This window comes from Gallaecimonas aegicerasi, assembly GCF_045291545.1.
GTDB lineage: Bacteria > Pseudomonadota > Gammaproteobacteria > Enterobacterales > Gallaecimonadaceae > Gallaecimonas.
Window position 1 is genome coordinate 656731 of the sequence record NZ_CP149514.1, and the last position, 13941, is coordinate 670671.

The 13941-nt window shown below is 56.8% G+C and carries 17 protein-coding genes; 11 read left to right on the forward strand and 6 right to left on the reverse strand.

Going from position 1 to position 13941, the window contains the following annotated elements; genetic code table 11:
* Window positions 1-73: 73 nt before the first annotated feature.
* From rpsP to rplS, 4 genes are read left to right on the forward strand one after another with little or no spacing between them, the layout of a single operon-like run.
* Window positions 74-316, forward strand: a complete 243-nt coding sequence (gene rpsP, locus WDB70_RS03155) for a 30S ribosomal protein S16 (RefSeq protein ID WP_406666534.1) — start codon at window positions 74-76, stop codon at window positions 314-316.
* A gap of 29 nt (window positions 317-345) precedes the next feature.
* Entirely contained in the window at window positions 346-864 is a 519-nt protein-coding gene (gene rimM, locus WDB70_RS03160) for a ribosome maturation factor RimM (RefSeq protein ID WP_406666537.1), read from the forward strand.
* A complete protein-coding gene (gene trmD, locus WDB70_RS03165) occupies window positions 864-1610 on the forward strand; it encodes a tRNA (guanosine(37)-N1)-methyltransferase TrmD (RefSeq protein WP_406666539.1) in 747 nt (248 codons plus the stop codon). Before rimM ends, trmD begins: the two co-directional genes overlap by 1 nt.
* 30 nt (window positions 1611-1640) lie before the next feature.
* The gene (rplS, locus tag WDB70_RS03170) at window positions 1641-1994 is read left to right on the forward strand and encodes a 50S ribosomal protein L19 (RefSeq protein ID WP_406666541.1); all 354 of its coding nucleotides are present in this window, start codon (window positions 1641-1643) and stop codon (window positions 1992-1994) included.
* A gap of 201 nt (window positions 1995-2195) precedes the next feature.
* Here the strand turns inward: rplS and WDB70_RS03175 are convergent, their stop codons facing one another.
* The 6 genes from WDB70_RS03175 to lolB all read right to left on the reverse strand — a co-directional run bounded on the left by WDB70_RS03175 (window position 2196) and on the right by lolB (window position 7224).
* Complete coding sequence (locus tag WDB70_RS03175; RefSeq protein ID WP_406666543.1) at window positions 2196-3050, reverse strand: D-hexose-6-phosphate mutarotase; 855 nt, start codon at window positions 3048-3050, stop codon at window positions 2196-2198.
* A 13-nt stretch (window positions 3051-3063) separates the two neighbouring features.
* Window positions 3064-4275, reverse strand: coding sequence for a diguanylate cyclase (locus WDB70_RS03180; RefSeq protein ID WP_406666545.1), 1212 nt, complete (start codon window positions 4273-4275; stop codon window positions 3064-3066).
* 137 nt (window positions 4276-4412) lie between these two features.
* A complete protein-coding gene (locus tag WDB70_RS03185; protein WP_406666547.1) occupies window positions 4413-4697 on the reverse strand; it encodes a YciI family protein in 285 nt (94 codons plus the stop codon).
* Between the two features lie 132 nt (window positions 4698-4829).
* Window positions 4830-5774, reverse strand: a complete 945-nt coding sequence (locus tag WDB70_RS03190; protein ID WP_406666549.1) for a ribose-phosphate pyrophosphokinase — start codon at window positions 5772-5774, stop codon at window positions 4830-4832.
* Window positions 5775-5833: 59 nt separating this feature from the next.
* Window positions 5834-6682 carry a 4-(cytidine 5'-diphospho)-2-C-methyl-D-erythritol kinase gene (gene ispE / locus WDB70_RS03195; RefSeq protein ID WP_406666551.1) on the reverse strand — a complete coding sequence of 283 codons (849 nt, stop codon included), beginning with the start codon at window positions 6680-6682 and terminating at the stop codon, window positions 5834-5836.
* Complete coding sequence (gene lolB / locus WDB70_RS03200) at window positions 6667-7224, reverse strand: lipoprotein insertase outer membrane protein LolB (RefSeq protein WP_406666553.1); 558 nt, start codon at window positions 7222-7224, stop codon at window positions 6667-6669. The genes ispE and lolB overlap by 16 nt, the downstream gene beginning before the upstream one ends.
* Window positions 7225-7321: 97 nt before the next feature.
* On the opposite strand from lolB, the gene hemA reads away from it, so the two are divergent.
* From hemA to kdsA, 7 genes are read left to right on the forward strand one after another with little or no spacing between them, the layout of a single operon-like run.
* The gene (hemA, locus tag WDB70_RS03205) at window positions 7322-8581 is read left to right on the forward strand and encodes a glutamyl-tRNA reductase (RefSeq protein WP_406666555.1); all 1260 of its coding nucleotides are present in this window, start codon (window positions 7322-7324) and stop codon (window positions 8579-8581) included.
* Window positions 8578-9669, forward strand: coding sequence for a peptide chain release factor 1 (gene prfA, locus WDB70_RS03210; protein ID WP_406666557.1), 1092 nt, complete (start codon window positions 8578-8580; stop codon window positions 9667-9669). The genes hemA and prfA overlap by 4 nt, the downstream gene beginning before the upstream one ends.
* Entirely contained in the window at window positions 9666-10511 is an 846-nt protein-coding gene (gene prmC / locus WDB70_RS03215) for a peptide chain release factor N(5)-glutamine methyltransferase (protein WP_406666559.1), read from the forward strand. Before prfA ends, prmC begins: the two co-directional genes overlap by 4 nt.
* Before the next feature lie 32 nt (window positions 10512-10543).
* Window positions 10544-10930, forward strand: coding sequence for a SirB2 family protein (locus WDB70_RS03220; RefSeq protein ID WP_406666561.1), 387 nt, complete (start codon window positions 10544-10546; stop codon window positions 10928-10930).
* On the forward strand, window positions 10930-11733 hold the full coding sequence (locus tag WDB70_RS03225) for a tetratricopeptide repeat protein (RefSeq protein WP_406666563.1): 804 nt from the start codon (window positions 10930-10932) through the stop codon (window positions 11731-11733). The genes WDB70_RS03220 and WDB70_RS03225 overlap by 1 nt, the downstream gene beginning before the upstream one ends.
* Before the next feature lie 26 nt (window positions 11734-11759).
* Complete coding sequence (locus WDB70_RS03230; protein ID WP_406666565.1) at window positions 11760-13007, forward strand: DUF819 domain-containing protein; 1248 nt, start codon at window positions 11760-11762, stop codon at window positions 13005-13007.
* Between the two features lie 9 nt (window positions 13008-13016).
* Entirely contained in the window at window positions 13017-13865 is an 849-nt protein-coding gene (kdsA, locus tag WDB70_RS03235; protein WP_406666567.1) for a 3-deoxy-8-phosphooctulonate synthase, read from the forward strand.
* The last annotated feature ends 76 nt before the right edge of the window (window positions 13866-13941 follow it).

Consider the following 13941-nt stretch of genomic DNA (forward strand, 5'->3'; position numbering starts at 1 on the left):
GAGTAAAATTGCCGGGCTTTACAGCATGGGCCCCTTGGGTCCGCCATTCACTTGTATTAACCAAGAGGACGGTATGGTTACCATTCGTTTGGCACGTGGCGGCGCGAAAAAGCGTCCGTTCTATCAAGTTGTCGTTGCTGACAGCCGCTTCTCCCGTGATGGGCGTTTTATCGAGCGCGTTGGCTTCTTCAACCCCATCGCCCGTGGCCAGGAAGAGAAACTGCGTCTGGATATGGACCGCATCAATCACTGGGTTGCCCAGGGTGCAGGCATGTCTGATCGCGTTGCTCAGCTGGTCAAGAGCAACAAGGCTTAATTGCCGTTCCGGCAAGGTAAGGGCATTTCATGGAAATGATCACTGTTGGCAAACTCGGCGCCCCTTACGGCATCCGCGGTTGGGTCAAAGTGCACTCCTTTACTGATGACCCGGAAGCTATCTTCTCCTACCAACCCTGGCTTTTGGGCCGTGATGGGCAATGGCAGGAGCGCGGCATCGTCAAATGGCGACGCCACAACAAGGGCCTGGTTGTGCTCTTGGACCAAATCAGCGATCGCAACGGTGCGGAGCTGCTGAACGGCTTGGAAATTGCGGTTTCTGCCGACCAGCTGCCCACACTGGCTGAAGGCGATTACTACTGGCGTGACCTGCAAGGTCTGCGGGTAGTCAACCAACAGGGTTACGACCTTGGTAAAGTTGATCACCTGCTGGAAACCGGCGCGAACGATGTACTGGTAGTTAAAGCCAACAGCCGCGACAGTTTTGGTCAACGTGAACGATTGATCCCCTTTGTCATGGATCAGTTCATCAAGGCGGTTGACACCGGTAACGGTGTTATCGAGGTGGACTGGGACCCTGGTTTCTGATGAAGCTGGCGGTTGTTACCCTGTTCCCCGACATGTTCCGGGCATTGACCGAGCATGGCGTGGTGGGCAGAGCCATTGAAAAGGGTTTAGTGCGGCTCGAGTGTGTGAATCCGCGTGATTTCACCACAGACAAGCATCGTACCGTGGACGACCGGCCATATGGCGGTGGCCCCGGTATGTTAATGAAAGTCGAACCGCTAAAAGACGCTATCACTGCCGCCAAGGCAGCAGTGGGCGCGCAGGCTAAGGTGGTTTACCTTTCGCCTCAGGGCAGAAAGCTGGACCAACAAGGCGTTCGGACACTGGCTGGCACCACCGATATGGTGTTGGTATGTGGCCGCTACGAAGGCATAGATGAGCGCGTGATTGAAAGCCTGATAGACGAAGAATGGTCTATCGGTGATTACGTGCTTTCTGGCGGGGAACTCCCTGCCATGGTACTGATTGACGCAGTGGCTCGGCTGGTGCCGGGCGTATTGGGTCATGAACAATCTGCTGAAGAAGACTCCTTCGCGGCGGGGTTACTTGATTGCCCCCACTACACGCGGCCGGAAGTTCTCGACGGTATGGCGGTACCAGCAGTCTTGCTCAGTGGTGACCACCAGGCTATTCGCCGTTGGCGTATGCAAACGTCATTGGTGCGTACCTGGCAACGGCGTCCGGATTTGCTGGACAACCTAGCTCTGACTGACGAGCAGGAAAAACTTCTTGCTGAATATATCCGCGAACAAGCGGGTCAAAGTTAAGTCTCAGTTACACCTAGGGAAATTGAAACTATGCATAACATCATCAAGCAAATTGAAGACGCGCAGCTCAAACAAGACGTCCCGGCCTTCGCGCCTGGTGACACTGTGGTTGTGTCTGTCCGTGTAAAAGAAGGCGATAAAGAGCGTCTGCAGGCTTTTGAAGGTGTGGTTATCGCCAAGCGTAACCGCGGTCTGCACTCTTCCTTTACCGTCCGTAAAATGTCAAGTGGTGAAGGCGTTGAGCGTGTGTTCCAGACACACAGCCCGGTCGTCGCCAAAATTGAAGTTAAGCGTCGTGGTGACGTTCGCCGTGCCAAGCTGTACTACCTGCGCAGCCGTACCGGTAAAGCCGCCCGTATCCGCGAGAAGCTTGGCAACAAGTAATGGTCGCTGTATAAAGCTGAAAAAAGCCCCGCCTTGTGCGGGGCTTTTTGTTAGTGAGGGCGCGGCCAGTAGGTTTTTGTGGGTCATGAAATAAAGAAAAATATCAGTGAGGATGATCCTATCCCGACAATGAGCAACGGTCATTCAGGTGTATAGCGCCCGACCAGTAAGCACTCAAGGCTCATACAATAACGGTTACTGTTAGGTAACTTTGGACCAGCCGATAATGGTGCTCAGGCTGTGGTGCTGACCAGGGGCGAGGGTGATGCTGTCGCTTCGTACATTGGCTGCTTCCAGGCACAGCATGTGCTGATAACCATCGTCGGGGAATTGGGGCAGTGCTCGGGCTTTGTCGGCGCCGGGGTTCCACAGCACCAGGCTGCGGCTGCCCAAACGGCTGACTGCAATGGTTCCTGCCGGCGTGTGAATGTGCTGCACGGGGTTATTGGTTAGGTACTGGCGGTCTACTTCGCCATGGATGCTGACTTCGGCGGTTTGCGAAATCGGGCCTTGGTCAAACTCCAGGTAATTACTGCCATCCAGGCCGCTGACAGTTGTGGCGTTGATATCCTGCACCGGGAAATAACTGTGCAGTGCCTGAGTCAGGGTGAAGGGTTGTTGGCCGGTATTGGTGGTGGTTAGGATCACAGTGGCACGCTGCCCTAGTGTCATGGTGAGCGTCAGGCTACTGGCGTGTGGCCAGTGCTCGCTGGTGGTGTCGGGGAGTGTAAAACGCAAGTGGATATGAGTGCCATCGTCACTGGCGCTTTGCAGCGTAAACAGGCGATTGCGAGCAAAACCGTGTGCCGGTGCCGCCGCCATGGGTTTGTTGTTACCAAACCACGGCCAGCATAGCGGTATGCCGCCACGAATGGGACGGCCAGCGGCAAAGTCTTCAGTGTTTGACAGCCACAGCAAAGGAGGTTGCCCTGCAGGCTGAAAATGCAGTAATTGAGCGCCTTGCAAGGCGACGGTGGCTTGGCACTCGCGGTGGTGAATATGCAGGCAGGGTAGGCCGTTAAGGTTGCCTGGCTGAATGCTCGGTGGCAGTAGCATGAAGGCTCCGAAATTAAGAGGCTGGGGCCGGATCAGAGGAAAGTGGCGGCTGGGTGGCAGTAGGGCTTAATGCCTGAACCTGATTGCGCCCGGCTTCTTTGGCCCGGTACATGGCCATATCGGCCCGCTGGAGCAATGTTTCCAGGCTCTGGTCCGTTGCCTGTAAGGCTGTGACGCCAAACGAAGCACTGACATCAATGCGCAACTTGTCCCACTGCATGGGAAGGTTGGTGAGCTGCTGGCGCAGCACATCGGCCAGTTGTACGGCCCCTTGCAGGGTGGTATTAGGCAAGATCAGTAAAAACTCCTCGCCACCGACCCGGCCAAAAATATCCCCGTCACGCAGCCGCGCGGTGATGCTGTCAGCCAGGTGGATAAGCACCGCATCACCAGCAGCATGGCCGTGGTGGTCGTTGATATCTTTGAAGTGATCAATATCGAACAGCACGCAGGCCAATGGCGCATCCTGGCGTCGGGCCACATGGATACTGTGTTCGGCCAGTTCCAGCACTGCCCGGCGGTTGGCGATACCGGTGAGTGGGTCTTCTAAAGCCAGGGCTTCGAGTTTTTTCTGATCCTGCTCGGTGCAAAGCAGAAAAAAACCTACTGTCAGTAACGGTGGTGCCAGCATGAGCATAAAGCTGCTGGCTACCAGCATCGGGTGGCCGGTTGGCAGCCCCTGATAGCCCAGGTAGCCTTGAAACTGGCTCCAACCAAGGCGCAGTAAAGAAACGCCGATAAGACCGAAAAATACCAGCCCCATGGCGCCAACATGGGCCGAGCGGCGCTGAATGAAATCGCGCAGGGTTTCGGCAAGGGCGATGCCCCAGACGTATAACGAGGGCAGTGACAATATTGGGATCCGATAAGCGCTGGTGCCGCGAACAATCTCCATGTAATAGAGGCTGGCGGCGCCAATCAGCGCAACAATCAGCATGCTTTTGGCATAAGCAGGGCGTTTGAGCAGCCGGCTGATAGCCAGGGTATAGGCTGCAAAAGCCAGGGTGAAAATGGCATTACCAATCACCAGCGACCAGATCAGCGGCAAAGTACCGCGGCCGGCAAACAGCGCATAGGCCAGCCCCATCATCAGGCTGGCAGTGGCCCAGATACGTTGCTCTTTTGCCTGATGTCGCCGACTGAAACTGGCGACCAACATCCATATTCCCATCAAGGTGCACAGCAAGCTCAAGGAAACCAGTGAGGAGAATAGATCCAGGTGCATGGTGATTTTACTGTTGGGTCTTGCCAATACTGTAACGGTGAACGTGCCCCTAAACCAGTGAAATACGGCACTGAACCTGACGTGTTGTCAGTAACATTCACTAAGCGTTTGTTGATACTGGCTTTCTTAATATGCCTTTATTGCAGTACCTCATAACCGGCAGCCACCATACTGGCTTCAAATTCGATGACCTCGTAGCGCGCCAGTTGCTGCTGATAGAAAGGGTCGGCTGCCAGCAAGGCGTCCAGTTCGTCGCGGGAAGTGAGCTTTGACAGTAACACGCCGCCGGTGCGGGGAATTTTGCGGCCAGAAGCGATGAGCTGGCCGTTAGCGTAGGCATTCTTGAGCCATTGCACATGGGCTGGCAAGGCGGCGTCAATGGCGTCCAGGTCGCACTGGTAGGTGAGGCTGACAATAAACACGGTACTCTCCTGAGGTTTTATGCCGCGCCATTGCAACAAAAAGGCCTCGCAACGGCGAGGCCTTTTTGAGCAACAAGCCGTTACCGGTGACGCCCTTGTTGGCGCCGGGTGCGGCTTTTTTGTGGTTGGCGATTACTCAAACATGGCCGAGATGGATTCCTCGTTGGACACCCGGCGAATGGCTTCGGCCAGCATGCTCGACAGCGTCAGCTGGGTAACCTTGCCGCACTGCTTCATGGCTTCTGACAGCGGCACGGTATCGGTAACCACCACCTGATCGATACAGGAATTGGTGATGTTATCGGCGGCGTTGCCGGAGAACACCGGGTGCGTGGCATAGGCAAAGACGCTGCGGGCACCGTGCTTTTTCAGTGCTTCGGCGGCTTTGCAAAGGGTGCCGCCGGTGTCGATCATGTCGTCAACAATAATACAGTCGCGGCCTTGTACGTCACCGATGATGTTCATGACTTGCGCTTCATTGGCGCGGGGGCGACGTTTGTCGATGATCGCCAAATCGGTGTCGTTGAGCAGTTTGGCCACTGCCCGGGCTCGCACTACACCGCCAATATCGGGGCTGACTACCACCGGGCGGTCAAAATTTTGCGCCTTCATGTGCTCAAGCAGTACCGGCGTACCAAAGACGTTATCCACCGGTACATCGAAAAAGCCCTGGATCTGCTCAGCGTGCAGATCGACAGTCAGCACCCGGTCAACGCCGACATTGGACAGGAAGTCAGCCACAACCTTGGCGGTGATCGGCACCCGTGCAGAACGCACCCGGCGATCCTGGCGGGCATAGCCAAAATACGGCATGACTGCGGTAATACGACCGGCTGAGGCGCGGCGCAAGGCGTCAACCATCACCACCAGCTCCATCAGGTTGTCGTTGGTGGGTGCACAGGTGGACTGGATGATGAAAACGTCCAGGCCGCGTACATGGTCGTGGAGTTGGACGCTGATTTCGCCGTCACTAAAACGGCCTACGTCAGCATCACCCAGGGGGATGTACAGGCGGTCGGCGATTTTCTTCGCCAGTTCGGGAATGGCATTACCAGCGAAAAGCTTGATGTCAGGCACGGTAAGGACCTCAGGGGCATTGTAGGTTCAGTGTTGACCGGCAAAGCCGGCCTTGCAAATCATGCCGGGATGGCGAGCCGCACATGCAGCGGTGACCGATTCATCCCCTTGGCGATAAAGCCCTGCCATGGCGGTGGCAGTTGGGCCAGGGTCGCGGCAGCGTCCGCCTGGCGGTCAAAACGCGCAAACAGGCAGCTGCCGGTACCCGTCATCCTTGTCGGCGCGTATTCTAGCAACCACGAAAAAACCTTTTCAATAATGGGGTACTGCTTAAAAACCACAGCTTCGCAATCGTTTTCCCATTCTGTGGGCTGGATCGCGTCAATGACCCGCCTTGGCGTGTCACGCGTCAGCGCCGGATGCTGAAATACCGAAGCGGTGTTGACCTCTACCGGTGGTTTGACCACCAAAAACCAGGGCGTGTCTGGGCGGGCAGGCTGAAAGCGCTCACCGACCCCTTCTGCATAAGCGGCCCGGCCATGCACAAAAACCGGCACATCGGCTCCCAAAGTCAGCCCTAACACCGCCAGGCGCTCGAGGCTAATATGCGTTTGCCAGAGCTGGTTGAGGCCCAGCAGGGTTGTCGCCGCATCTGACGAACCGCCGCCCAGGCCACCGCCCATGGGTAACACTTTGTCGACACGAATGTCCGCGCCGAACGGGCTGGCGCTGTCGGTTTGCAATAGCCGGGCGGCGCGCACGATCAGGTTGTCATCGTGGGCAACCCCTGACATCTCACCGTGCAGGTGGATTTGGCCATCATCACGGCGCTGAAAATGCAGCTGGTCGCTGTAATCGAGAAATTGAAACAGGGTTTGCAGCTCATGATAGCCGTCCGGCCGCTGGCCGGTAATAAACAAAAAGCGATTCAGTTTTGCCGGTGCCGGCAGGCTCAGCGTGGTTGCCATTGATTGATCTGCAATTTGATAAACAGTGAGTCACGACGAATGCTTAGCGCCCCGGGTAACCAGCGGCCTGCTTGCTGCTGGTAATGGCTGAAGCGCACCTGCCAGGGGCCGCTTGCCAGGCTCTGTAACTGCCCCTGGGCGTTATGTGCCGTGACGGTATCGTGACTGCCGGCCTGGCCAAGCAGCCAGTGGTTGAAGCTGCTAATGGGCAGTTGCCAGCCGGTCAGCCGGTATAAAAGCCGCTGTGGGTCGCTGTCGTGGTAGGTGCCGTCACCGTTAACCAGAGTGACCTGGCCTGGCTGGCCATCCAGGCTGAGAATGCGGGTACCCAGAAAGCTGGTCAATTTCAGACTGTATTGCTGACCCAGGTGTTGCCAGTAAAGATTGGCGCTGTGGCGCTCTTTGGGGGTAATAATGGCTACCTTGCCCAGTAACGCATACCGGTTCAACGGCGCTGACGGGGCTGGCCACTGGCCCTGAGGGGCACTGGCGCAACCGGCAAAAAGTAACGTCAGCAAAACGATGAGGCTGTATTTTTTCATGGCGGCCAGTATAGCGGTGCAGGCCGTGACGTTTCCATGCTTGATGTTTTTTCAGTAGAATTGCCGACGCCAATTGCACTGAGACCCACCGCTTCCAATGACCCTGCTGGCTATCGGCATTAACCACAAAACGGCTCCTGTGGCCCTTCGTGAGAAGGTGGCCTTCGGGCCGGACAGTCTGCCTGTGGCGCTGGCCGAGCTGCCGCAGGTGCCTGGCGTGGCCGAGGCGGTGGTGTTGTCTACCTGTAACCGCACCGAGGTTTACTGCCACGGCGATGACCCGCAGTCGGTCAGCCGCTGGTTGGCACAGTTTCATCAGCTCAGTGATGCCGAATTGGCGCCACATCTGTATATCCATCAGGGCGATGCCGCCATTGGCCACCTGCTACGAGTTGCCTGTGGGCTGGATTCACTGGTGTTAGGCGAACCACAGATCCTCGGACAATTGAAACAGGCATATACCCAGGCCCGCCAGGCCGGCACTGTGGCGCAATTACTCGATAAACTGTTCCAGCACGGTTTTCACGTTGCCAAAGAAGTGCGCACCAAAACTGATATTGGTGCCAGTGCGGTGTCCGTTGCTTATGCTGCGGTGTCGCTGGCACGGCGTATTTTCCCGAACCTGGCCGATACCCAGGTGTTGCTGATCGGTGCCGGTGAAACCATTGAACTGGTGGCCACCCACCTGCGTGAGCAGGGCGTGAACAAACTGATGGTGGCCAACCGTACCTTGGCCCGCGCCGAAGGGCTGGCCGCGCACATCGGGGGCCAGGCCATGACTCTGGAAGCACTGCCGGAGCATCTGCACAAAGCGGATATTGTGATTGGCTCTACTGCCAGCCCCTTGCCCATCATCGGTAAGGGTGTGGTGGAACGGGCATTGAAACAGCGGCGCCACAAACCGATGTTTCTGGTGGATTTAGCTGTGCCTCGTGATATCGAAGAAGAAGTGGCAGAGCTGGATGATGCCTTTTTGTATACAGTCGACGACTTGCAGCACATCATCGATGAAAACCGTGCCCGCCGCGAAGCGGCGGCGGCCGATGCTGAGCATATGATCCTGGAGCAGGTGCAGCAGTTTGCCAACTGGCTCAATGGCCTGGTTGCCGTCGACCCCATTCGTGATTACCGTGCTCAGGCCGAACTGGTGCGCCAGGAGCTGGTGCAAAAGGCGCTGAACCAGCTGCAAAGTGGCGCCGATCCGCAAAAAGTTCTGGAACGGCTGTCCAGCCAACTGACTAACCGCCTGATCCACGACCCCACCAAGGCCCTGGCAGAAGCCGGCGCTAAAGGGGATTTTGCCCGTCTGGAAACCCTGCAGGACGCCCTGGGCCTGTCTGCTCGAGAGCCTTCATGAATCCATCCATTGTTGCCAAACTTGATAATCTGCAAGAGCGTTTTGAAGAAGTGCAGGCGCTGCTGTCTGAACCGGCAGTGATCGCCGAACAGAGCCGTTTTCAGGCACTGTCGCGAGAATTTGGCCAACTGGAAAGTGTGACTGGCTGTTACCGCCAGTTGCAGCAGGCGCAGACTGATCTGCAAGACGCCGAAGACATGCTGGCGAGCGGCGACGCCGAGTTACAGGAGATGGCCCGCGAGGAAGTGGCCAGCGCCAAGGCACGCATCGACAGCCTGGAACAACAGCTACAGATCCTGCTTTTGCCTAAAGATCCCAATGACGAGCGCAATGCTTACCTGGAGATCCGCGCCGGTGCCGGTGGTGACGAAGCGGCGATTTTTGCCGGTGATCTGTTTCGTTTATACAGCCGTTTTGCCGAGCGGCAGGGCTGGCGGCTGCAAGTGGTGTCAGCCCATGACGGTGAGCATGGTGGCTTTAAGGAAGTGATTGCCCAGCTAAGCGGTGACGGCGTCTACGGCAAGCTCAAGTTTGAGTCCGGAGGCCACCGGGTGCAGCGGGTGCCGGCAACAGAATCGCAAGGGCGTATTCATACCTCCGCCTGTACTGTTGCGGTGATGCCTGAAGTGCCTGATGCCGAAGCGGTGGATATCAACCCTGGCGATCTGCGTATTGATACCTTTCGTGCCTCCGGGGCCGGTGGCCAGCACGTTAACCGTACCGACTCGGCGGTGCGTATTACCCACTTGCCAACCGGTGTGGTGGTGGAGTGCCAGGAAGAGCGCTCGCAGCATAAAAACAAAGCCAAGGCCATGTCAGTGCTGGCATCACGCATTCAGGCTATGGAAGACGAAAAGCGCCGCCGTGAAGAAGAGGCCACGCGCCGCTCACTGGTAGGCTCTGGCGATCGTTCCGAGCGTATACGCACTTATAATTTCCCGCAGGGGCGGGTCACCGACCACCGCATTAACCTGACTCTGTATCGCCTTGATGAAGTCATGGATGGCCAGCTGACCTTGCTGCTGGAGCCATTGCTGCAAGAACACCAGGCCGATCTGCTGGCGGCACTGGCCCAAGGTAACCAATGACACTGGCCGAGGCTCTGGCGCAGGGCCGCCAGTTACTGGCCGGTGGCGACTCGCCGGTACTGGATACGCAATTACTGTTGCAGCATGTTAGCGGCGCCACCCGGGTGCAATTGCTGGCCTACCCGGGGCGGCTGCTGACGGCCAGCCAGCAGCAGCATTTTTTAGCCTTGCTGGCCCGGCGCCAGCAGGGCGAACCTATAGCCCATTTACTGGGTGAACAAGAATTTTATGGCCTGCCCCTGGCCGTTAATGCCCACACACTGATCCCTCGTGCTGATACTGAAACCCTGGTAGATGCCGCCTTAGTGTTACCGGACAGCCCCAGACACTTTCTTGATCTGGGTACTGGCACCGGTGCTATTGCCATTGCGCTGGCCTATCACCGCCGGCACTGGCAGGGTGTGGCGGTAGAGCGTATTGCGGCGGCAGCGGAGCTGGCAGAGCGTAATGTGGCTCGGCATCAGGTGGCGGTGACGGTGCTTCATGGCAGCTGGTTTGCGCCAGTGGCCGGGCAGCGTTTTGGGCTGATAGTGGCCAACCCACCGTATATTGACCCGGCCGACCCGCACCTGCACCAAGGGGATGTGCGCTTTGAGCCACGCAGTGCCCTGACGGCTGATGACGCCGGCCTGGCGGATTTGCGTCATATCATCACCGCGGCGCCAGACTATCTGGAACCTGCAGGCTGGCTGATGCTGGAGCATGGTTATGATCAGGCCGAGGCGGTTAGCCGGTTATTAGTGCAGCAGGGCTTTACTCAGGTGCGCAGTATTCGCGATCTCGGTGGCAATCAGCGGGTTTCTCTTGGCTGCTGGCAAGACAACGCAGGCGTATTTGGGTAAAATGGTAACCCTTTTGTTACCTGAGTCCGGCCATGGCGTTGCTTTACTCTTCCCTAAAATATCTGCACGTACTGACCATCGTCGCCAGCCTGATATTACTGAGCTGGCGTTTTCTGCTGGACTGGCGTGGTCGCGACTGGCGGCAGCGCAAACTGTGGACATTAACCCCGCGAATTGTTGATAGTCTGTTACTGCTCAGTGCTTTTGGCCTCTGTCTGTTGCTGGGCATGTTTCCTTTTCAAACCCCCTGGTTAACCGAAAAATTACTGGCCCTGGTGGCGTATGTGGTGCTGGCAGTGGTGGCGTTACAACCGCAACGGCGGCGCTTGATGCGGTTGTTTGCATTGTTAGGTGCCTATGGTTGGATACTGTTTGCCGCCAAACTGGCGGTGACAAAAATGGCCCTGGTGGTTGGCTGATGTTGTCGCCTGATCTTTGCCAGCGATTGGCCAGCCGTTCTGCCAGCCCCTTGCTCACGGCGCTGCACTTGGCGGCAGAGCTGTCGCAGCAGGATGTCAGAGCATTTGAACAGCGGCTGTTGACCTGGCGTGACAACCTTAACCTGCGCTTGGCCGATTGCCCGGCCAGTCAGCGGTTGGACAGCCTGCTGCGCTTTTTTTATCAGGAACTGGCGTTCAGCTCCGAGCAGGCGCAATACACCAGCCAGGGTTGTTTACTGACGTCAGTAATTGGTGAGCGCCGGGGCGGCAGTGCTGCGCTTGGGCTATTGCTGCTGGATTTTGCCGACAATGCCGGTATTCCCCTGCAAGGGATCAATTTTCCCACTCACCTGGTACTGACCAGCCCGTTGCAACCTGATGCCTTTTTTGACCCATTGGCTGGCCACTGGCACCCGCTGGCGGAGCTGGAGTTATGGCTGCGTGGCGCCAAAGGTAACTGGCAGCGCCTTGACGAACGCCACTTGCAACCGCTGGATAATCAGGGCCTGTTGCTGAAGCTGCTGGGGTCAACCAAAGGGGCACTGACCCGTGATGGCCGCTTGATGGAAGCGGTGAAGGTGACGCAGGCGATGGTTGAGCTGGACCCGGACGACCCCTATCTTATTCGTGACCGTGGTTACCTGCTGGCGGAGCTGGAATGCGCCGAGCCGGCCCGGGACGATCTGAGCTACTTTATCGAGCAGTGCCCGGATGATCCGGCCTGCAGTTTGCTGAAAACCAAAATGGATGGCTTAACCGGGCAGGATGTAACCCTGCACTGAGCACCATCGACAAAGGAGCAATGACCATGACCACGCCGCTGCTGACCAACGACGCGACGGTTCTGGGGCTGCTGGCCGTGTTACTGGGCCTGGTGTTTTATACCAGCCAGGCTGACAGCCCCTTCTGGAAGCGTTTTTATACCTTCGTACCGGCCCTGCTGCTGTGTTACTTCCTGCCGTCGCTGTTCAATAGTTTTGGGGTGATTGATGGCGAACATTCCAACCTGTATTACGTCGCCTCCCGCTACCTGTTGCCAGCTTGCTTGGTGTTGTTGTGCATGGCTATTGATTTCAAAGCTATTTTTGGCCTGGGGCCAAAAGCGCTGGTGATGTTTCTGGTTGGTACTCTGGGTATTCTCATCGGCGGCCCGCTGGCGATTGGTGTGATGAGCATCATCGACCCCAGTGCTATCGGTACTGAGCAGGGCTCGGATGCACTCTGGCGCGGTATGACCACCATTGCCGGCTCCTGGATCGGCGGTGGTGCCAACCAGGCGGCCATGAAAGAAGTCTACGGGGTAGGCGACAGCATCTTTTCGGCGATGGTGACGGTAGATGTGATTGTGGCCAACATCTGGATGGCAGTACTGCTGTTTTTGGCCTCCCGCGCTGATGCCATCGATGCCCGCACCGGCGCCGATACCCGGGCTATCAGCCAGTTACGGGAGCGGGTCGAAGCCTTTCATGCCAAACATGCCCGCATTCCCAGTCTGCGCGATTTGATGCTGATTGTTGCGATTGGTTTTGGCGCCACCGGCCTGGCCCATTTCACAGCTGATGTGGTTACACCGTGGATGGTGCAGCATGCCCCCTGGGGTGAGCGCTACAGCCTGCATTCGCACTTTTTCTGGATGATTATTACCGCCACCACCATTGGCCTGGTGCTGTCTTTTACTCGAGCCCGGCAACTGGAAGCGGCTGGAGCGTCCAAGGTGGCGTCCGCATTCTTATACATTCTGGTGGCCACTATCGGTATGAAAATGAATGTGTTGGCCATCAAGGATACCCCGGTTTATTTTGTCATCGGTGGTATCTGGATGGCTTTTCATGCCGCCTTGATGCTGATTGTCGCCAAGCTTATTCGTGCCCCGCTGTTTTACATGGCGGTAGGTTCGCAGGCTAACGTCGGGGGAGCGGCCTCGGCGCCGGTGGTGGCCTCCGCTTTTCATCCGTCACTGGCACCGGTGGGGGTGTTACTGGCGGTACTGGGCTATGCCCTGGGTACTTATGTTGCCTGGCTTTGTGGCCAGTTAATGCAGTTTGTTGCAGCCTGAGGATTTTACATGCAGGAAAATATTGCCATTGGTAGTCGTGTCGAAGTGGGCAATCTCAAGCCCTTTACACTTTTTGGTGGCATGAATGTGCTGGAGTCTCGTGATCTGGCGATGCGTATTTGTGAGCATTACGTCAATGTGACTGACAAGCTGGCGATCCCTTACGTTTTCAAGGCCAGCTTTGATAAAGCCAACCGTTCCAGCATTCACTCTTATCGTGGCCCCGGTATGGAAGAGGGGCTGAAAATTTTTGAAGAAATCAAAAATACCTTCAATGTTCCGGTGATCACTGATGTTCACGAACCCTGGCAGGCAAAACCGGTGGCCGAGGTGTGTGATGTGATCCAATTGCCAGCGTTTTTGGCGCGTCAGACTGATCTGGTGGTCGCCATGGCGCAAACCGGGGCGGTGATCAATGTTAAAAAACCGCAGTTTCTGGCGCCCCATGAGATGCGCCATATCCTGAAAAAATTTGTGGAGGCCGGTAATCACACGGTCATGCTTTGCGAACGTGGCAGTAGCTTTGGCTACAACAACCTGGTGGTTGATATGCTGGGCATGGATGAAATGAAACATTTCAATGTGCCGGTTATCTTTGATGCTACCCACGCACTGCAACGGCCCGGTGGCCGGGCCGATAGCGCCGATGGCCGCCGTGCTCAGGCTGCTGAGCTGGCGCGTAGTGGTATGGCGCTGGGCCTGGCGGGGCTGTTCATTGAAGCGCACCCCAACCCTGATGAGGCCAAATGTGACGGCCCCTGCGCATTACCGCTGGCGGCTCTGGAACCTTATTTGCGGCAAATGAAAGCGGTAGATGACTTGGTGAAGTCGTTCGAGCCACTGGATACCCGGAGTTAATAAAGCGGCTGCGGCCGCTTTTTTACTGTGCTGGCTGCTGGCCAGTGCTTGCCATATAATCGCTCAACATTAGAAA